The organism is Anaerosolibacter carboniphilus (assembly GCF_014205875.1).
Lineage (GTDB): Bacteria > Bacillota > Clostridia > Peptostreptococcales > Thermotaleaceae > Anaerosolibacter > Anaerosolibacter carboniphilus.
The window spans coordinates 89,760-109,353 of record NZ_JACHEN010000012.1; the positions used below are offsets into that span (position 1 = coordinate 89,760).

Consider the following 19,594-nt stretch of genomic DNA (forward strand, 5'->3'; position numbering starts at 1 on the left):
CTTAAAAATAAGGTTGACAGGATAAAAAAATTCATATAATATACTAACAAAACTTATAGATCATAATAAAAGACAATGAAGAGAAGAGTAAATAAATGAATTCTTTATCAGAGAGCTTCGGTAGCTGAAAAGAAGCAAAGAGTTGTTTATTGAAGCAAGCCTCTGAGTCTCGCACCGATCCTTGAATGAAGGGAAGGCTGTGACAGGCGCTCCTGTTATAGAGCTAGTGTATAACCATTACCATGGTGATGACGTACATGAAAAGGTCGATATGGTGACATATCGATAAACTGGGGTGGCACCACGAAAGTAGATACTCTCGTCCCCAAGGCTAAATTGCCTTGGGGGTGAGAGTATTTTTATTGTTTTTGATCATAAATGTACAAAAAGGAGGTTTATATGATGGAGAATGAAATAAATGAAAAGGAGATTTTCCATTCAAATTTCTTGCATAGGATCGTAGATGAAGATTTGAAGAATGAAGTATATGGCAGAGAAATCTGTACAAGATTTCCTCCGGAACCCAATGGATACCTGCATATTGGCAGTGCATATGCCATCAATATAAGTTATACCATAGCCAAAAAATATGGTGGTAAGTTTAATCTTCGATTTGATGATACCAACCCATTAAAGGAAGATATTGAGTATGTGAATGCTATTATTGAGGACATGACCTGGGTAGGTTTTAAACCAAATGAAAGGATATTTTACGGGTCTGATTATTGCGAGGAGATTTATGAATATGCCATAAAGTTAATAAGAAAGGATAAAGCCTATGTCTGTGATCTAAGTGGTGACGAAATAAAGGCATATAGGGGTACGCTAAAGGATCCGGGGGTAGATAGTCCTTATAGAAACCGTACCATCGAAGAAAACTTGGATTTGTTTGAAAGGATGAAAAAAGGCGAATTCCCAGCTGGCGCCAAGGTCTTAAGGGCAAAGATAGATATGAAATCAGCGAATATAAATCTACGGGATCCTGTTATATATAGAATCATCCATGCGAACCACTATCGAACAGGAGACAAATGGTGCATATATCCCATGTATGATTATGCGCATCCCATTCAGGATGCCATAGAAGGTATCACCCATTCCCTGTGCTCCATCGAGTTTAAGGATCATAGACCCTTATATGATTGGGTATTACAGGAACTAGAGATAAAAGAGCCTCCGAAGCAAAGGGAATTTGGGCGGATGAACCTGGAAGGTGTAGTTACCAGCAAAAGATATTTGAGAGAGTTGGTTTTTGGTGGATATGTTGATGGTTGGGATGACCCTAGACTACCAACATTGAGAGGACTTAGACGTAGGGGCTTTACGCCTGAGAGCATACAATCATTTCTTTCTGAAATTGGCGTTTCAAAGGATGAAAGTACTGTAGATATCTCTATGCTTGAACACAGTCTGAGGGAGGATTTAAAGGATAAAGTGCCATCCATCATGGCTGTGCTAAAACCTTTGAAAGTAGTGATTACCAATTATCCAGATGATGAAAGTGAGTTGTTGGAAATTGAGAATAATCCCAGTAATTCAGAGCTAGGAAAAAGGATGGTACCTTTCTCTAAGGTGATCTATATTGAAAAAGAAGATTTTATGGAGGAACCCATAAAAGGCTTCCATAGACTATCACCTGGAAATGAGGTGCGATTGAAAGGCGCTTATTATATCCGATGTGAGAAGGTAATCAAGGATGCAGCAGGTGAGATTATAGAGCTTCAATGCAGTTATGATCCAGAAACAAAAAGTGGAAGTGGCTTTATAGGCCGGAAGGTGAAGGGCACGATTCACTGGGTGTCGGCAAAGGATGCGCTTTGCGCAGATGTTCATCTATATGACAAATTGATTGTAGATGAAGAATTATTGAAGGATAAATCATTAGGCTGGGATGAAAAACTGAATCCTAAATCCTTGATTATTCTAAAAGATTGTATGCTAGAGCCTTGTATTAGAAATGCCTTCAAAGAAGCGAAGTATCAATTTATGCGGCATGGATATTTTACAGTAGATCATAAGTACACCACAGAGGAGAAACTTGTTTTCAATAGAATCGTATCCTTGAAGGATTCATGGAGTAAAAAGTAAGAAAAAGATTATTCATGGTATCATGGCGTATCACATAGAATTTAAACAAGCCCTATTATGTAGAAAAACCACTGAAAAATCAGTGGTTTTTGTCTTATAAAAAGAAATCTTTATACGCTAGGTAATTCAAAGCGAAAGGTAGTGGTTTCATTTGGGATACTTTTTACAGAAATTTTCCCGTTATGCTGGTCAATGATTGTCTTTGCAATAGCTAGACCAAGGCCATAGCCACCGGTTTGCCGTACCCTGGATTTGTCAGTGCGATAAAATCGGTCAAATACTTTATGGATATGCTCCGTGGGGATTCCTTCACCGCTGTTGGTGACAGAAAAAATATTATGATTGTGGCGTTTTTTAAGTGTAATATCAATGCATCCATTGAGGTTAGTGTATTTTACAGCATTGTCAAGAAGAATCATAGCCACCTGCTGAATCTGCTCACGATTGCCATGAATCGTTAATTCTGGCTCAATCTCATATTTCAATGAGATATTGTTTTCAAAAAATACGGCTTCCATGGTCAATATGACATTTTCAATCAATTCACTGAGATTAAATTCTGTAAAAATCATTTTGATATCAGAATAGTCCATTTGTGTCAGATATAAAAGATCGTTTGTCAGCTTGGTCATTCTTTCAGTTTCGGATTTAATGTAATAAAGCCACTTGGATTGATTGTGAATAGGATCATCACCGTTGGATAGAAGCACATCCACATTGGTATTGATCACTGCCAAAGGCGTTTTTAACTCGTGAGATGCATCTGCAATAAATTGTTTCTGTTTATCAAAAGCTTCATGGATGGGTTGTATAGATTTATTTGCGAAGAATCTACTGATAAAGAAGATAACAATTAGCATAGCAAATGCTACTAGGCAGAAAGTATAAATAAGATTCGTTAGAATGGCCTGCTGAGCAGTAATGTCTAAGAATACCATTCGATAGCCTTCTGGAAAGGGCAGTATGATGAATGCCCAATGATTATCATCTAGCTTAAACCTACCTGTGTTTACCTTAGCAGAGAGAGCGGCCTTTTTGGCATCTTCATAAAAGCTATCTTCCGTGTTAAATATGGATATCGTATCAGAGATATTCCACTGAAGATCTGTTACGAGGGTGAAAGAGACAGACCGTTCAGGTGGTTGCAAATGATTAAAATCAGGTGGGGGTTGACCAATACCAGAATCCCAAGGTCGTGGGCTTGCTCCCTTGTTTGGCTTACGATTCAAATCTGAAACCTTATGAAGTTCCATGGAAATATCCCTTGCAACATTATTATAAGTAATCAGATAGATAGATGCAAAGGCAATGAGCATCGTGACGGAAATAATAACTAAATTTAAGAGGAGAAACCTATTTCTGAGTTTCTTAAACATTTAGTTTTCCCCCTCTAATACATAGCCGATCCCACGGACAGTGTGTATCGTCACCTCTGATTCTAAAAATGTCAATTTCTTTCTTAAAAATGAAATATAAACTTCTACATGATTATGCTCCACTTCAGCTTCAAATCCCCAGAGCTTTTCAATGATCAATTCTTTGGAAGATGCGATGCCTTTTCTCAAAATAAGAAACTCTAGAAGTTCGCTTTCTTTTAAAGTAAGCTTCACTTCTTTATTGCCTTTCGACAATTTAAGATTCGAGGTATTTAATTCGATATCTCCGTATTTCAAAGCGTTATCGACGATAATGTCTCCTTTTCGTCTGGACATTGCCCGTATTCTTGCCAGTAATTCCTCCGTTGCAAAGGGTTTTGCCAAATAATCATCGGCGCCGCTGTCCAAGCCAGCCACCTTATCAGAAACATCACCTTTTGCGGTAAGCAATATAACAGGTGTTGTGATTCCTTCTTTTCTCATATTTTTCAGTAAGCTGATACCATCCATTTTTGGCAACATGATGTCTAATATGACGAGATCATAAATATCGCTTAAAGCGTTATCTAATCCGGATTCCCCGTCATGAACTGCATCAACGGTATAATTGTTTTTCTTTAATATTTGCATCAATGCTTCTGCCAGATGAAGTTCGTCTTCTACAATTAATATACGCATAGCATCACCTCGGATTTCATTTTTCTTTAATATTAGGCAACTTTGTAATTGTATTATATCATGGCAATCCTTAAAACAACCTTAAATGTGAGGAATTTGTGAATTATATCATTCTCTCTAAAAATTTAAGCTTACTTTAAGGTTTCATCCCTAGAATGAAATTAAGGCGAAACAAACAAGATTTATGAAAGGAGAAAACACTATGGCAATTGAGGTTTTTAATCGATACGAGAGCAAATTCTTACTAGACAAAGATACCTATGAAAAGATTCAGAATAGGCTACTGGATTATATGGAATTGGACAAATACAATCAACAAAATGGGTTCTATACAATAAGCAATATATATCTTGATACGAAGGATGATCATTTGATTAGAAACTCTTTATCAAAGCCTAAATACAAAGAAAAACTGCGTATCAGAGCGTATGGGGCCCCAACAGCTGATGAAGAGGTATATCTGGAAATCAAGAAAAAAGTCTTTGGACTAGTCAACAAAAGAAGGACAACACTAAAGCTGAATGAAGCCTATGACTTTGTCCGCACTGGGATAAAACCAGTGTATCAGCCATATATGAATACACAGGTGATCAATGAAATAGCCTATATGCTAAATTTATATGATCTGGAGCCAAAACTTTATCTGGCTTATGATAGAAAAGCACTTTTTAGCAAGGAAAACAAAGATCTGAGGATAACCTTCGATACAAACATTAGAACAAGAAGATATGACCTTAGGTTAGAAAGTGGTGATTATGGAGAACCCTTGCTGGAGAAAGACCGATGGCTTATGGAGGTAAAAGCTGAAAATAATATACCTCTTTGGCTGTCAAAACTGCTTTCTGAATACAGATTATACAAGACAAGTTTTTCAAAATATGGTCTAGAGCATCAAATGATGCTATTGGAAAACCAAAAAATGAAAGGAGAAAGAAAACCATGCTTGAAACAATATTCAGTACAACCTCAGCTCCTACCTCAATATCTTTAACCAGTGCAATCCTGACGATTGCTGTATCATTCCTTCTAGGAGGGTTGATCAGTCTGACATATATGAAAACTAGCAACAAAGCTACTTATTCCCAAAATTTTTCATTAACACTGATTCTTGTACCTACGGTGATCGCCATCATTATCCTCTTGATTGGCAGCAATGTTGCTAGGGCATTCAGCTTGGCAGGGGCTTTTTCAATCATCCGATTCAGAAGTGCTCCTGGAGATCCTAAGGATATAGCATACGTCCTTTTAACAATGGCAACAGGTCTTGCTTGTGGTGCTGAGCTTTATGGATATGCTATATTGTTTACTACAGTCCTATGTCTATTGATGCTCATCCTTCACCTTATCCATTTTGGCGCAAAGAAATCTTCCCAGAAGATGTTGAAAATAATTATTCCCGAAGATTTAGATTATGAAGGTGCTTTTGATGAGGTGTTCGAAGAATTTACCTTAAGTCATGATCTTAGAAAAGTAAGGACCACAGACTTAGGTAGTCTTTACGAGCTTGTGTACATGGTTATAATGAATCAGAATATCAATCAAAAAGAATTTCTAGATGCACTCCGGTGCAGGAATGGAAATCTGAATATTACATTATCATTGGCTGCCGATTCAGCAGAATACTAAGAATGGAGGAATGAAAAATGGAAAACAAAACAATCATGAAAAAGATAGCAGCGGTGGCCCTTGCACTGGTATTTCTTTTAGGATCAATCACCATATTAAGGATCTATGCTGCTGATAAATCAAATCAGTCTGGTGACACAATAGTAACAGAAAGTACGACAAAGGCGACAACGGGATATGAAGACCTGTTTAAAAAAGACAGTGTGAAGGATATCTATATTGAAGTATCAGAAACGGATTGGAAAAGCATGCTTGCCGACCCATTGGCAGAGGAATACAAGAGTGCATCGGTGAAAATGGATGGTATAACTCTAGAAAATGTAGGATTTAGAACAAAGGGAAACCTTACGTTAAGATCCGTTGCAAACAGTGACTCTGATCGCTATAGTTTTCGAATCAAACTCGATAAATATGTAAAAGGACAAAGTCTTCTGGGCTTGGATGAGTTTGTATTAAACAATATGTATGCTGACCCATCCTATATGAGGGAATACCTGAGCTATGAAGCGCTTCGGATAATTGGCGCCGATGTACCTCTTGCAAATTTTGCTAATATTTATATCAATGGTGAGCTATATGGTTTCTACCTTTTTGTGGAAGCCGTTGACGATAGCTTTTTAGAAAGAAGCTTTGGAGAGGTTGATGGCAATCTATACAAGCAGGAACAAGGTAGCACCTTACAACATATTGAGGGCAGCAGTTATGATAAAAGTGAGTTAAAAGTAGGTGACGATACGTCAAAAACAGACCTAAAGAATTTTATAAAGATTTTAAATGAAATGCCTGAAGGAGAAAAAGGCGATATTGAAAAAGTACTGGATGTAGATAGCGCATTAAGATATATAGCAGCTAACACAGTACTGGGTAATTATGATAGTTACAGTGGAAACATGGCACAGAATTATTATCTGTATGGGCAGGACGGTAAGTTTACGGTGATCCCTTGGGATTACAACATGTCTATAGGCGGATTTGGCGGTGGAGGAGACCAAACAACTATTCCTATCGATGAACCTGTATTAGGAGTAAAGGTTGAAAATCTTCCGCTTATTGATAATCTATTGGCGGTAGAAGAGTATAAAGAAGAATATCATGGATATATAAAAGATCTACTTGGTTATCTTGAGAATTTCGAGGGAAGAGTGACAGAGCTTGCAAAAATAATCAGACCTTATGTGGAAGCAGATCCAACGAAATTTTACACAATGGAACAGTTTGAGGCGAACATCAGCTATTCTGAGGTGAAGGCTGAAGCAGCTCAAACCTCAATAACACCCCAGGAAAAGCAAGGACTTCCTCAGCAACCTCAAAATCAGACAGGTGCTGCGACCGATGATTCAAAAAATGTGAATGGTTTCTCAGGAAATAGGCCAGAACCGCCACAAGGCATGCCGGAAGGATTTGAAAATGGCGATAGACCTGAGCCACCACAAGGGGCTATAGATGGGAATATGAAAGGTGGGCCTGGTGGCAGAGGAATGATGGGAGGATCAACTTCTATTATGAACTTTATCAGAGATAGGGTTGCAAACATTCTGCAACAATTGTCTGGAGAGCTTCCTACTACTGGAAACACAACCATGAATAATTCCAGGGGAGGCAATGGAAATAACAGATAAAACCAATGCATATCACGAAATGTATAAGGAAGTATGAAGTGGGTTACAAAAGCATCTATCGAACGGGATAGATGCTTTTGTTTGCATATAGAATCTGCTAAATGATAATACTTTGCTTATTCCATTTGTTCATGATAAAATTTGAAAGGATAACAACTACCCGTATATAGCAGAGAAAGGAGCCTTTAACCATGACAATCGGCAGTTTTCTAGAGCTAGTAGAGATCCAAACAAAGGTAGCCAGCATCATTCCCTTCTTATTAGGCACATGCTATGCGGTATATCGGTTTGATGCTTTCAACCTGAAGAATTTCCTGCTTATGTTTGTGTCGTTATTTTGTATAGATATGGCTACAACGGCCATCAATAATTATCAGGATTTTAAAAGAGCAAATAAGAAACATGGTTACGGCTATGAAAGTCATAATGCCATGGTAAGTCATAATCTTAAAGAATCTACAGCGCTAGCTATGATCTTTATGCTTTTGGCTATAGCCATTCTATTCGGAATCTTATTATTTTTGAATACAAACATCCTGGTCTTGGTTTTAGGGGTATTATCTTTTGGGATCGGTGTGCTCTATTCCTTTGGCCCTATTCCTATATCTCGTACACCCTTTGGAGAGATTTTTTCCGGTGGATTCATGGGCTTTATCATTCCTTTTATAGCAATCTATATACATGTATATGATCAAAATGTGGTGAACATTGCCATGAAAGGTGGGATGATCAATCTAGATATCAACATACTGGAAATCCTATTTATTGCTCTCATATCTCTGCCATCAACGGTTGGAATATCAAATATCATGCTTGCCAATAATATATGTGATATTGAAGATGATCTGGAAAACAAAAGGTACACCCTCCCTGTTTTTATTGGAAAAGGCCCTGCGTTAAAAGTTTTTAAGTCATTATACTATATAGGATATATTGCATTGGTCATACTATTGATCATAGGGGTGGTACCGTGGGTTTCTGTGATAACATTGGCTACCTTCGTCCTTGTGAACAAGCATATAAGTACTTTTTATGAAAAGCAAAACAAAAAGGACACTTTTATCGTTGCAGTCAAGAATTTCGTGGTGGTAAACATGACCTTTGTGGTTACGCTTGTTGTGGCTTTGATCATGAAATAAAAAGAATACACAAAGTTTTATAAAAATCTCAAAGGGAAGTGAGGAGATTATAGGATGAAACAGAGATTTACTGCTGAGATTCAGAAACATGAGGATATCGATGGTGCTTATGTGGAAATACCCTTTGACGTGGAAGCCATATTCGGGGCGAAGCGTGTCAAGGTTAAAGCTAGCTTTGATGGTGCAGCCTATAGAGGCTCTATTGTGAGAATGGGCGGCTGCTATATGCTTGGACTGACCAAGCAGTTAAGAAAGTCAATTGGCAAGAATCCTGGAGATATGGTCGAGGTCGCAGTTGAAAAAGACGAGGAAGAACGAGTTATTGAATTACCAGATGATTTTAAACAAGTGCTTGAACAAAACCTTGATGGGAAGATTCATTTTGAGAAATTGTCCTATTCCCGAAGGAAAGAATATGTACAATGGATCACTGATGCAAAAAAAGCAGAAACGAGAGCTGCAAGAATAGAGAAGGCAATTGCAATGTTGAGGGAGGGTAAACCATTGAAATAATGGGAATGTGAAAACATAGAATAGTAAATGAATTGTAGAAAATGAGAAATAATTATAATACAATATATTTATGTTACGCTGGAGAAGAAAAGCTTGGGGGGATATTATGTCAAAGTTTACAATGGGTTATTTCACAATGAAAGAAGCTGATGTTCTTGATTATGCGACGACTGTGCTGGACTGCTTTGATTCTCATGCAGTACTAAGCTGCAAGGAGATTGGAGATGGAAATCTAAATTATGTTTTTAGAGTCATGGATGAAAAAGCGGGCAAATCCATTATAATAAAACAAGCGGGACCCTGCGCCAGAATCTCTGATGAATTCAAGGTGTCACCAGATCGCAATCGTATTGAAAGTGAGATACTTCAACTTCAGCACCGGTTGGCAGAGGGATTTGTTCCAAGGGTTTTCAAATATGATCCAATAATGAATTGTTGCGTCATGGAGGATTTATCTGACCATGTAATTATGCGTAGAGCATTGATGGAACATAAAAAGTTTCCTTTTTTTGCAGATCATATCACCACTTTTATGACAAAAACACTATTGCTAACCTCTGACGTGATGATGGATCATAAGGCCAAGAAGGAGCTTGTAAAGAACTTTACAAATCCTGAGTTATGTGAGATCACAGAGGATCTTGTCTATACAGAACCGTTTTTTGACTGCCCAAGAAATGATGTGTTTCCACCTACCAGAGGGTATGCAGAGAAAGAGCTCTGGTCAGATGAGGCTCTTCTTCTAGAAACTGCGAAACTTAAGTTCGAATTTATGACCAATGCCCAATCCCTGCTCCATGGAGACTTACATACGGGCTCGATATTTATCAAACCAGACTCTACAAAAGTGATTGATCCTGAATTTGCATTTTATGGACCAGCTGGATATGACGTAGGGAATGTGATTGCAAACTTGATCTTTGCCTATGAAAATGCAGAGGCGACTATTGAGGATCAACAAGAAAAAATTGACTATAAAGGATGGTTGGAGGAAACAATTATCCAGGTGATGGATCTATTTGTTGACAAATTCAAAGAGTTGTGGAAAGAGCATACCACAGAGAGAACGGCGAAATATAAAGGGTTTGATGCCTACTATCTAAACAATATCATTCGAGATACTGCAGCGGTGGCAGGCTGCGAATTGTGCCGTAGAATCTTGGGGATTGCCCATGTGAAGGATATCACCGCCATCGAGGACTTAGAAAAAAGAGCCCGAGCGGAAAAAATTTGTCTCTCTGTAGGAAAGACTTTTATATTACAGCGTGAGAAACTAAAAAGCGGGAGAGATTTCATGAGCGTTGTGAAAGATTGGGAAGTAAAAATAAAGTAAACGAGGAATTGTCGTTTCAATAGGAAGGTGTAGAAATGGAAAAATTCATGGAGGTAGGTGCTACGGTCATCCAGTCCGTAAGGCTGGATGAGGAAAAAGATGCATTGATTATTCTTGACCAAACGCTGCTGCCAAACGAGAAAAGATTCTTAGAGATTAAAAAAATGGAAGATTTGTGGGAAGCGATTCATTCTTTAAGGGTAAGGGGAGCACCAGCCATAGGGATTGCAGCGGGCTATGGTGCTTATCTAGGCATTAAGGATTCTGCTGCGACTACATTTGCGGATTTGTATGAAGAATTTAAAAAAGTGAGGGATTATTTAGGATCTTCAAGGCCTACGGCAGTGAATCTGTTTTGGGCCCTTGATCGCATGGAAGCACGATTAAAGGAGGAAGCAGACCAAAGTGTAGAAAGTATCAAGGATGCCTTGAAGAGCGAAGCTGAGAAAATTCGCATGGAAGATGAACAGGTCTGTGAAGCTATTGGGAATTATGCCCTTTCTCTCTTGGAACCTGGGTGGGGAATATTAACCCATTGCAATGCAGGTACCATCGCTACTGCAAAATATGGAACTGCCCTTGCACCAATTTACCTAGGGCAGGCAGAGGGATATGATTTTAAGGTATATGCCGATGAAACGAGACCGTTGCTTCAAGGAGCTCGGCTTACAGCCTGGGAACTGAAGGAAGCGGGTGTAGATGTAACGTTGATTTGTGACAATATGGCTTCCATTGTTATGAAGGAAGGACGCATACAAGCGGTATTGGTAGGTTGTGATCGGGTTGCAGCCAATGGTGATGCAGCCAACAAAATAGGAACCTCTGGTGTTGCCATCATGGCCAAGCACTATCAAATACCTTTTTATGTTTGCGCTCCCCTTTCTACCATAGATATGACTTGCAGTGCTGGAGAGAAGATCCATATTGAGCTGCGCAGCGAAGAGGAAATTACTTCAAAGTGGTATGAAAAGCCCATGGCGCCTGCTGGGGTAAAGGCCTATAATCCTTGCTTTGATGTAACAGACCATGAATTGATTACAGCCATTATTACGGAAAAAGGTATTGCTTATCCACCATATCACGAAAGCTTATCCACCATGTTTAATAAATAGGAGTGAAATCAATGGTAAAAAACAAAACAGATGAAAGAACGATGCTGTGGCAGCAAAAGATTTATCAAGCTGCGGAGGGAATACGACATCGGGTAATGGAACATACGATAAAAAACAATGGTGGTTATCTCAGTCAAGCCTGTTCAGCAGCAGAGATATTTGCGACCCTATATTTAAATGTTTTAAATATGGAGATGCCTGAAAAACCACTGATGCCAGGGTCTTTTTTAGGTGTGCCGGGTGCTGATAATCCAAACCATCTTACAGGGACCTCATTCCACGGTGTCAAGGCACCAGAATACGATAGATTCTTTCTATCACCTACCCATTATTCATTGGTGTTATACGCTGCCCTTATTGAAGCAGGGCGCATGGCAGCTGGTGGGTTAGCTGAGTTCAATAAAGACGGAAGTGTTGTAGAGATGATTGGTGCAGATCATTCTCCAGGAATGGAAATCATGACAGGTTCATTGGGTCAAGGTATCAGCCAAGCTGCAGGAATTGCAATGGGCAGGAAACTAAAAAAGGAAGCGGGCAGAGTTGTCGTGTTTCTGTCGGATGGAGAATGCCAGTCGGGTCAATTCTGGGAAGCGGTGCAAGCCATGTCTTACCATAAACTGGACAATATGCTGGCCTATGTGGATATTAACGGATATCAATGTGATGGAAAAACCGCAACTGTTATGAATATTGAACCCTTTGATAAACGATTGGAATCCTTTGGAGTCAGAGTGTTTAGAATCGATGGACATGATGTGGAGGCACTGGCGGCATTAGGTAAACTCAAACCCGATGGAAGACCTACCTTTATACTCTGCGATACAGACCCATGCAGAGGTGTGGATATACTAAAAAATAGAATTCCTAAACTCCACTATGTGCGATTTAATAATGAAGAAGAGCGAAATTTGTATAGGACAGTCTTTCAGGAAATGGTCGATATTACAAGGAGAGGGGGTAAATAGAATGGAGATATTATCTAAGGTTCACGCAAAAAACCTGATAAAATGGGCAGCAGATAAGCCGGAGGTTTTAGTGCTTTCAGCGGATTTGACTAGTTCCACAGAGGTTGATGGATTCAGAGACACCTATCCCCAACGTTTTTTTTCCATGGGGATTGCTGAACAGAATATGATGAGCTTTGCAGGGGGACTTGCCAGGGAAGGATATAAACCTTTTATTCATACCTTTGCAGTTTTCATTTATAGAAGGGCATATGACCAGATTGCCATGTCTATTGCCTACCCTAACCTACCCGTGGTAATGTTCGGGTTTTTACCTGGCATTATGACACCTGGAGGAGCAACCCATCAAGCAATAGAGGATATCTCGGTTATGAGATCTTTGCCCAATATGACCATCCTTGAGTGTGGAGATGCAACGGATGTGGAATCGGTATTAGATGTGGCCAATGGTGTGGATGGTCCTGTTTATATTAGAATGCTCCGGGGAGAAATTCCTCGCCTGTTCCCTGCATCAGAACCTATGGAACTTGGTAAATCAAGACTTGTCAGTGAAGGTAGCGATATTGTTCTCCTAACCAGCGGCATCTGTACAGAAGAAGCGTTAAGAGCTTCTAAAGTATTGAAATCTAGGGGAATATCTATCCATCATCGACATATCACAACCTTAAAGCCATTCAATGACAAGGCTGTAATGGACGCCATCTCTGCATCAAAGTATGGCGTCATTACCATGGAGAACCATTCTATCGTAGGTGGTCTTGGAACGATCGTTGCTGAGAAAATGGCTGAAGCAGGATTGGGTAAGAAATTGACTAGGATAGGGATCAAGGATACCTTTGTTCATGGAGCTAGCAAACAGTATCTGATGAAGGAATATGGGCTGGACGCAATGGCTTTGATAAATCAAATTGAAAAAATGGTCGGTCAAGATCTAAACATAAAAGAAGATGAGCTAACGGAAGCCTTTATTGTAGAGGTTCATAGTAAGGCAAAGGCAGAGGCTCTATAATGAAAGATTGAAAGGAGTCTAGACATGTTTTTTTCTGGTGTTAGTAAATTAAACCTGCCTAGTGAGCGGTTTACAGTTATATATAGAGTTTTAGGAAATGAAAAAGAAGCCTATGAAAAGGCCAAGGATATCTGTTTGGAACAAACAGTAGAGTTTCCAGAGGAGTTAGTTCCATCAGGAGTGATTGCGGACCATATTGTGGGGCGAATAGAGTCATTTGCGTCATGGGACGACCATAGCTTTCATGTGGCCGTGAGTTATCATGTGGATTGTGCTGCCAAGGAATTGACCCAGCTATTGAATGTGGTTTTTGGAAATATTAGCATAAAACCTGGCATCAAGGTTATGAGTTTAGAGCTTCCAGATTCAATATTGTGTAATTTCAAAGGTCCACGATTTGGGACAGCAGGATTGAGAAAACTCTTAGGTGTAGAGCAAAGGCCGCTGCTCTTTACGGCATTGAAACCTATGGGACTTACCAATGAAGAACTGGCGGAACTTGCCTATAAATTTGCCCTTGGTGGTATTGATATCATTAAAGATGACCACGGTCTCTCCAATCAATCGTTCTCTCCTTTTGAAGGACGAGTGAAACTATGTGCAGCGGCAGTGGATAGGGCCAATAAAGAGACGGGATATCGAAGTATTTATATGCCAAACATTACGGCTCCTCATCATGAAGTTCTTGATAGAGCAAGGCTTGCAAAAAAGCTGGGGGCAGGAGGTCTTTTGATTGCCCCTGGACTTACGGGATTAGATGCTATGAGGGAAGTGGCTGAGAATGATGATATTGGACTACCTATCATGAGCCATCCGGCTTTTCAAGGAAGTTATGTCCTTGGAGACAGTGGACTTTCTCATCAAGTACTGTTTGGTCAAATACCGCGATTGGCAGGAGCAGATGGCACCATATATCCTAACTTTGGCGGACGATTTTCCTTCAGTAAGGAAGAATGCCAAGCAATAGCAACGGCCAGTTTGATTCCTATGGGTCATTTAAAATCTATTTTTCCATGTCCTGCTGGAGGAATGAGCCTCCAAAGCATTCCGGAGTCCCTTAAGGTATACGGTAATGATGTGATATTTTTGGTAGGGGGAGGTTTATTTAGACAAGGTCCCGATATTATAGAGAATAGCAGATACTTTAAAAAGCTTGTGGAAGAAATAAGTAACAATAAGTAAAGATTTCAAGATCACACCCTTTTGTTGAGCGACTTGACACGAGCGGGTGTGATTTTTTATCGATAGAAGGGCTTGTTAGAAGTCCAAATAAGACTTAAAAATAAACTGGTTTTTGATTTGAGAAAAAATTGAATCAAAGAGACGAATATGATAGACTAAATTCTAACAAAGATATATGGACGAATACCTTTTTATGGTACAATGAGAATATGATGAAATAGATATAAATTTAGTAGGCGAAAGAGGTATGTTTACATGTTTACACCAATAAAGAGCAAAAAAGTCTATCAGCATGTAATTGAGCAGATCCAGGTTATGGTTATGGATGGGACCTTGAAGAAGGGGGATAAATTACCTGCAGAGAGAGAATTAGCAGAGACTTTGGGTGTCAGCAGGACATCTATTCGTGAGGCCTTAAGAGTGCTAGAGATTATAGGCACCATTGAGAGTCGGCAAGGCGAGGGGAATTTTATTACTGCCAGTATGGAGAAAAGCCTCTTTGAGCCTTTATCTGTTATGTTTAAGATTCATCAAGGTACATCCTTGGATATCTTAGAACTTCGAATTATCATTGAAAATGAAGCAGCCAGAATTGCCGCCGAAAGAATTGAGAAAGAAGATGCGGAGATTTTGGACAGATTGATACAAGCCCTTGCAGAGGCGAAGGATGAAAATGAAAGCACCATCATAGACAAAGAAATTCATTATAAGATTGCAGAAATCACGGGGAATTATCTTATTTTAAGTGTATTGAATGCTATCTCCACTTTAATGGAATCATTTATAAAGGAAGCTAGAATTAGAATTATCAACTGGAAAAAAGAAAGAAATTTATTACTTCAACAGCACCAAGAAATATGTGCATCTATTATTGCGAAAGACCCGGAACGAGCTTATCGAGCGATGGACGCCCATTTTCAAACCGTAATTGATAGTATGAAAAGTTTAGAGAGTGAATAACAAGAATCACCCAGTGAGAAGCTGGGTGATTCTTGTTATTTTTAAGACAAAAACAAAATGAATAAGCGATAAAAAAGTGTTTTTTTTTGTCAACAAATAAAAGCAATGAGGTAAACCAACGCTTGGAAAATTTCTACAAAAAAATAGGCTTGTTAATAAATAAATTATTGTAGAAAAATTATTAATATTGTGATATTTTTAATTTAAAGTGGTATTACCATAGTACCATTCCGTGTAAAAATCAGGTAAGGTTTAAATGTGTATTCATGATATGAAATAAGGGCATGTAATAGTGAATAAATGCACATTAAATTTTGGTCAAGAGGAAAGCGTTGTCAAACAAATAGAGAATCCTGGCAATTGCTAGGAAGGCGTCGCATAAAGGAGAAAAGAGCTTGTTGATTTGCTAGGAAATCTATACTCAAGGGTTTCCATAGAGATTAAACCTTATCATCCATTTCAAGTGCTGAAAAGCACTTCTAAAAAATGTTAACTGGTAAGACCATAATACCACAAATAAAAAAGGAGGCTATTCAATGGAAATACTTGTCTGTATTAAGCAGGTACCCGGGACTTCAGAGGTAGAAGTAGATGAAAAAACAGGTGTGCTAAAGAGAGATGGCATTGACTCAAAGCTGAATCCATATGACTTATATGCGATTGAAACAGCATTGAAGATGAAAGAGGGAAAGGATGCAAAGGTTAATGTGATTACCATGGGACCACCCCAAGCGGCTGAAATTATTCAGGAAGCGTTTATGATGGGCGCTGACAATGGTGCATTACTAACAGATAGAAAGTTTGCTGGTGCAGATGTGTTGGCTACTGCATATACGCTATCTCAAGGTGTTAAGAAAATGGGTAATATTGACTTGATCGTATGTGGAAAACAAACGACAGATGGAGATACTGCCCAAGTAGGACCTGAAATGGCAGAGTTCCTTGGCATACCCCATGTGGCCAATGTAAGAAGAATCATAGAGTTAAAAGACGATTCTGTTGTTGTTGAGATGGATATGCCCAATACAATTGAAATCGCAGATATTAAGTTCCCATGTCTAATTACAGTGGAGAAGGGAATTTTCCAGCCAAGACTGCCTTCCTTCAAATTAAAGCTGGCTACGAAAGATAAGGAAATACCTTTTTACAGTATGACCGACTTTGAAGATCAAAATGAAAAGAATTATGGTTTAAATGGATCCCCAACTCAGGTTTTAAAAATATTCCCGCCAGAAGCAAACACGGATCATGAAATGTGGGAAGGCTCAGGTGAAGACCTTGCTGATCGATTATTAACCAAATTGAAAGAACTAAAATTTGTATAGGAGGGAATTATATGGCGAAAATAATTATTCATCAAAATCAAGTAACAAGCCCAGAGGAATTGGTAAAGCTTTGTCCCTTTAGTGCTATTGAATATGATAACAAATATTTATCTATAAATGCGGCGTGTAAAATGTGTAAGATTTGTATCAAAAAAGGAGCAGGTGTATTTGAGTGGGTAGAAGAGGAAACAGTAACGATTGACAAAAGCAAATGGAGAGGAATTGCTGTCTATGTGGATCATGTAGATGGTGAGATTCATCCCGTAACATTGGAGTTGATTGGAAAAGCAAAAGAGCTGGCTGAGAAAATAAATCATCCTGTTTACTGTGTTTTTATGGGACATGAGATCGAAGAAAAGGCCAATGAATTGCTCCATTATGGTGTAGATGAGGTATTCGTCTATGATGATGAAGAATTAAAGGATTTTAGAATTGAACCTTATACAGCAGTATTTGAGGATTTTATTCAGAATTTGCATCCAACCATCGTACTAGTGGGAGGAACTACAGTAGGAAGGTCCCTGGCACCGAGGGTAGCAGCAAGGTTTAGAACAGGTCTTACAGCTGATTGTACCATCTTAGGGGTTCAGGAAAACACAGACTTAGACCAGATCAGACCAGCATTTGGTGGAAACATTATGGCCCATATCTATACACCAAATCATAGACCTCAATTTGCTACTGTGCGATATAAGATATTCTCGGCACCAGAAAGATTGGAGAATCCAGTAGGCAAAATAACAAATTGTGTAATTGCCAAAGAAGCATTAGCATCAAAAATTACTGTACTTGATGTAAAGCAAAAGGAAAAAGAGATGAGCATTGAGGATGCGGAAGTTGTGATCGTAGCTGGAAGAGGTATAAAGAAGCAAGAAGATTTGGAGATGATTCATCAATTAGCAGATCTTTTGGGTGCCCATGTGGCAAGTACACGGCCTCTGATTGAAGCAGGATGGACCGATCCTAGAAAACAGATCGGACTAAGCGGTAGAACAGTAAAGCCAAGATTGATTATTACATGTGGGGTTTCAGGGGCGATTCAGTTTGTTGCAGGTATGAACAATTCGGAATGTATTATTGCCATCAATCAAGATGAAAACGCACCGATCTTTAAAGTAGCCCATTATGCGCTAAAAGGCGATATGTATCAGATTATTCCAGCGCTTATAAGAAAAATAAATAGTCTTGGGATAAATATATCGATAGATCAGTTGAAGCAGGTTGTATCCTAAAAAGTGAATGGGAGGGAAACATATGAATTATAAAGCAATAGATAGTCAGGATATAGAGTTTCTGATTTCAGTCTGTGGAAAAGGTCGAGTATTCGTAGGGGAAGAAATCAATGAAGATTTTGCCCATGACGAACTTGGTGGCATTGAGAAATTACCAGAGGTTATGGTTGAAGCAATTTCGACTGAAGAAGTATCTAAAATTATGAAATATGCTTTTGATCATCATATACCTGTAACACCAAGGGGACAAGGTACAGGATTAGTAGGAGGCTCTGTTGCGATCCATGGTGGCATCATGTTGAACTTGACGAAGATGAATAAAATTGTAGAGCTAGATGAGGAAAATTTGACCTTAACGGTAGAGCCTGGCGTGTTGCTGATGGAAATTTCAAAATTCGTTGAAGCCCATGATTTATTTTATCCGCCAGATCCAGGAGAGAAAAGCGCCACGATTGCAGGAAATATCAACACCAATGCTGGGGGGATGAGGGCTGTAAAGTATGGTGTAACGAGGGACTATGTGAGAGGACTTGAAATTGTGCTTCCTAACGGTGATGTGATGGAAGTAGGGGGGAAAATCGTAAAAAATAGCTCTGGGTATAGTTTAAAGGACATGATCGTTGGTTCAGAAGGGACCTTGGCTATCGTAACAAAGGCCGTATTGAAATTGTTACCGCTGCCTAAAAAAGCAATCAGTTTATTGATTCCTTTCCCAGATTTGGCTATGGCTATCGAGACAGTTCCCAAAATCATTAAATCCAAAACAATACCAACAGCGGTAGAATTTATGGAAAGGGCTGCTATACTGGCGGCGGAAGAGTTTCTAGGAATGAAGTTTCCTGACAAGTCTTCCGATGCATATCTACTTCTTACCTTTGATGGAAACAGTAAAGAAGAAATAGAAAGTGCTTATGACAAGGTAGCCCATATTTGTTTAGATTCAGGAGCTTTGGATGTATTGATTTCAAATACGCAAGAGAGACAAGAGTCTATATGGAAGGCGAGAGGTGCGTTCCTAGAGGCAATCAAGGCTTCAACGACAGAAATGGATGAATGTGACGTGGTTGTTCCTAGGAATAAGGTAGCAGACTTTATTAAATATACTCACGAACTGCAAGAGCAGTTTAACGTAAGAATTAAGAGCTTTGGCCACGCTGGGGATGGAAACCTCCATGTATATGTACTGAGGGATGAGCGTACAGAAGAAGCGTGGAAAAAGATCCTTGGAGATGTTTTTGAATGTATGTATGGCAGAGCTAGGGAATTAGGCGGCCAGGTATCGGGTGAACATGGCATCGGTTATGCGAAAAGACCATTCTTAATTGAGTCAATGGGTAACAATGGTATGGAACTATTAAAAAATATTAAATTAGCTTTTGATCCAAAAAATATTCTAAATCCAGGCAAAGTTTGTTAGATTGAGAGAATTTGCGCCTT

Annotated in this window: 17 protein-coding genes and 1 other annotated feature; of the genes, 15 read left to right on the forward strand and 2 right to left on the reverse strand. The window is 39.1% G+C overall.

From position 1 onward, the window contains the following. The first annotated feature begins 66 nt into the window (after positions 1 to 66). Positions 67 to 330, forward strand: a binding site (T-box leader). Between the two features lie 72 nt (positions 331 to 402). Beyond that, positions 403 to 2,088: a glutamine--tRNA ligase/YqeY domain fusion protein gene (locus tag HNQ80_RS10890; protein WP_184310674.1), complete on the forward strand. Its 1,686-nt coding sequence runs from the start codon at positions 403 to 405 to the stop codon at positions 2,086 to 2,088. A gap of 110 nt (positions 2,089 to 2,198) precedes the next feature. Here the strand turns inward: HNQ80_RS10890 and HNQ80_RS10895 are convergent, their stop codons facing one another. Continuing rightward, positions 2,199 to 3,464: a sensor histidine kinase gene (locus HNQ80_RS10895; RefSeq protein WP_184310675.1), complete on the reverse strand. Its 1,266-nt coding sequence runs from the start codon at positions 3,462 to 3,464 to the stop codon at positions 2,199 to 2,201. Next, positions 3,465 to 4,142 carry a response regulator transcription factor gene (locus HNQ80_RS10900; RefSeq protein WP_184310676.1) on the reverse strand — a complete coding sequence of 226 codons (678 nt, stop codon included), beginning with the start codon at positions 4,140 to 4,142 and terminating at the stop codon, positions 3,465 to 3,467. A 202-nt stretch (positions 4,143 to 4,344) separates the two neighbouring features. Here HNQ80_RS10900 and HNQ80_RS10905 point away from each other — a divergent pair, with 202 nt between their 5' ends. The 14 genes from HNQ80_RS10905 (at position 4,345) to HNQ80_RS10970 (ending at position 19,574) form a co-directional block, all read left to right on the forward strand. Beyond that, on the forward strand, positions 4,345 to 5,133 hold the full coding sequence (locus HNQ80_RS10905) for a polyphosphate polymerase domain-containing protein (RefSeq protein WP_184310677.1): 789 nt from the start codon (positions 4,345 to 4,347) through the stop codon (positions 5,131 to 5,133). Further along, complete coding sequence (locus HNQ80_RS10910; RefSeq protein ID WP_184310678.1) at positions 5,082 to 5,768, forward strand: DUF4956 domain-containing protein; 687 nt, start codon at positions 5,082 to 5,084, stop codon at positions 5,766 to 5,768. Before HNQ80_RS10905 ends, HNQ80_RS10910 begins: the two co-directional genes overlap by 52 nt. A gap of 17 nt (positions 5,769 to 5,785) precedes the next feature. Continuing rightward, on the forward strand, positions 5,786 to 7,387 hold the full coding sequence (locus tag HNQ80_RS10915) for a CotH kinase family protein (RefSeq protein ID WP_184310679.1): 1,602 nt from the start codon (positions 5,786 to 5,788) through the stop codon (positions 7,385 to 7,387). A 191-nt stretch (positions 7,388 to 7,578) separates the two neighbouring features. Then, a complete protein-coding gene (menA, locus tag HNQ80_RS10920) occupies positions 7,579 to 8,526 on the forward strand; it encodes a 1,4-dihydroxy-2-naphthoate polyprenyltransferase (protein ID WP_184310680.1) in 948 nt (315 codons plus the stop codon). A gap of 54 nt (positions 8,527 to 8,580) precedes the next feature. Beyond that, entirely contained in the window at positions 8,581 to 9,039 is a 459-nt protein-coding gene (locus tag HNQ80_RS10925; RefSeq protein ID WP_184310681.1) for a YdeI/OmpD-associated family protein, read from the forward strand. Between the two features lie 106 nt (positions 9,040 to 9,145). Beyond that, complete coding sequence (gene mtnK / locus HNQ80_RS10930) at positions 9,146 to 10,372, forward strand: S-methyl-5-thioribose kinase (protein WP_184310682.1); 1,227 nt, start codon at positions 9,146 to 9,148, stop codon at positions 10,370 to 10,372. 35 nt (positions 10,373 to 10,407) lie between these two features. Beyond that, a complete protein-coding gene (gene mtnA / locus HNQ80_RS10935; RefSeq protein WP_243183168.1) occupies positions 10,408 to 11,484 on the forward strand; it encodes an S-methyl-5-thioribose-1-phosphate isomerase in 1,077 nt (358 codons plus the stop codon). An 11-nt stretch (positions 11,485 to 11,495) separates the two neighbouring features. Further along, entirely contained in the window at positions 11,496 to 12,449 is a 954-nt protein-coding gene (locus tag HNQ80_RS10940) for a transketolase (protein ID WP_243183169.1), read from the forward strand. A gap of 1 nt (position 12,450) precedes the next feature. Next, on the forward strand, positions 12,451 to 13,458 hold the full coding sequence (locus tag HNQ80_RS10945) for a transketolase family protein (protein WP_184310683.1): 1,008 nt from the start codon (positions 12,451 to 12,453) through the stop codon (positions 13,456 to 13,458). A gap of 24 nt (positions 13,459 to 13,482) precedes the next feature. After that, the gene (locus tag HNQ80_RS10950) at positions 13,483 to 14,640 is read left to right on the forward strand and encodes a RuBisCO large subunit C-terminal-like domain-containing protein (protein WP_184310684.1); all 1,158 of its coding nucleotides are present in this window, start codon (positions 13,483 to 13,485) and stop codon (positions 14,638 to 14,640) included. Positions 14,641 to 14,895: 255 nt separating this feature from the next. Beyond that, positions 14,896 to 15,600 carry a FadR/GntR family transcriptional regulator gene (locus tag HNQ80_RS10955; RefSeq protein ID WP_184310685.1) on the forward strand — a complete coding sequence of 235 codons (705 nt, stop codon included), beginning with the start codon at positions 14,896 to 14,898 and terminating at the stop codon, positions 15,598 to 15,600. A gap of 536 nt (positions 15,601 to 16,136) precedes the next feature. Then, complete coding sequence (locus tag HNQ80_RS10960; RefSeq protein ID WP_184310686.1) at positions 16,137 to 16,925, forward strand: electron transfer flavoprotein subunit beta/FixA family protein; 789 nt, start codon at positions 16,137 to 16,139, stop codon at positions 16,923 to 16,925. 11 nt (positions 16,926 to 16,936) lie between these two features. After that, positions 16,937 to 18,157 (forward strand): electron transfer flavoprotein subunit alpha/FixB family protein, encoded by a 1,221-nt coding sequence (locus HNQ80_RS10965; RefSeq protein WP_184310687.1) that lies wholly within the window; start codon positions 16,937 to 16,939, stop codon positions 18,155 to 18,157. A gap of 22 nt (positions 18,158 to 18,179) precedes the next feature. Continuing rightward, entirely contained in the window at positions 18,180 to 19,574 is a 1,395-nt protein-coding gene (locus HNQ80_RS10970) for an FAD-binding oxidoreductase (RefSeq protein WP_184310688.1), read from the forward strand. The last annotated feature ends 20 nt before the right edge of the window (positions 19,575 to 19,594 follow it).

Coding starts and splice junctions, on each gene's coding strand:
- HNQ80_RS10890 (WP_184310674.1), top strand. CDS start 403: ATGGAGAATGAAATAAATGAAAAGGAGATTTTCCATTCAAATTTCTTG.
- HNQ80_RS10895 (WP_184310675.1), bottom strand. CDS start 3,464: ATGTTTAAGAAACTCAGAAATAGGTTTCTCCTCTTAAATTTAGTTATT.
- HNQ80_RS10900 (WP_184310676.1), bottom strand. CDS start 4,142: ATGCGTATATTAATTGTAGAAGACGAACTTCATCTGGCAGAAGCATTG.
- HNQ80_RS10905 (WP_184310677.1), top strand. CDS start 4,345: ATGGCAATTGAGGTTTTTAATCGATACGAGAGCAAATTCTTACTAGAC.
- HNQ80_RS10910 (WP_184310678.1), top strand. CDS start 5,082: ATGCTTGAAACAATATTCAGTACAACCTCAGCTCCTACCTCAATATCT.
- HNQ80_RS10915 (WP_184310679.1), top strand. CDS start 5,786: ATGGAAAACAAAACAATCATGAAAAAGATAGCAGCGGTGGCCCTTGCA.
- menA (WP_184310680.1), top strand. CDS start 7,579: ATGACAATCGGCAGTTTTCTAGAGCTAGTAGAGATCCAAACAAAGGTA.
- HNQ80_RS10925 (WP_184310681.1), top strand. CDS start 8,581: ATGAAACAGAGATTTACTGCTGAGATTCAGAAACATGAGGATATCGAT.
- mtnK (WP_184310682.1), top strand. CDS start 9,146: ATGTCAAAGTTTACAATGGGTTATTTCACAATGAAAGAAGCTGATGTT.
- mtnA (WP_243183168.1), top strand. CDS start 10,408: ATGGAAAAATTCATGGAGGTAGGTGCTACGGTCATCCAGTCCGTAAGG.
- HNQ80_RS10940 (WP_243183169.1), top strand. CDS start 11,496: ATGGTAAAAAACAAAACAGATGAAAGAACGATGCTGTGGCAGCAAAAG.
- HNQ80_RS10945 (WP_184310683.1), top strand. CDS start 12,451: ATGGAGATATTATCTAAGGTTCACGCAAAAAACCTGATAAAATGGGCA.
- HNQ80_RS10950 (WP_184310684.1), top strand. CDS start 13,483: ATGTTTTTTTCTGGTGTTAGTAAATTAAACCTGCCTAGTGAGCGGTTT.
- HNQ80_RS10955 (WP_184310685.1), top strand. CDS start 14,896: ATGTTTACACCAATAAAGAGCAAAAAAGTCTATCAGCATGTAATTGAG.
- HNQ80_RS10960 (WP_184310686.1), top strand. CDS start 16,137: ATGGAAATACTTGTCTGTATTAAGCAGGTACCCGGGACTTCAGAGGTA.
- HNQ80_RS10965 (WP_184310687.1), top strand. CDS start 16,937: ATGGCGAAAATAATTATTCATCAAAATCAAGTAACAAGCCCAGAGGAA.
- HNQ80_RS10970 (WP_184310688.1), top strand. CDS start 18,180: ATGAATTATAAAGCAATAGATAGTCAGGATATAGAGTTTCTGATTTCA.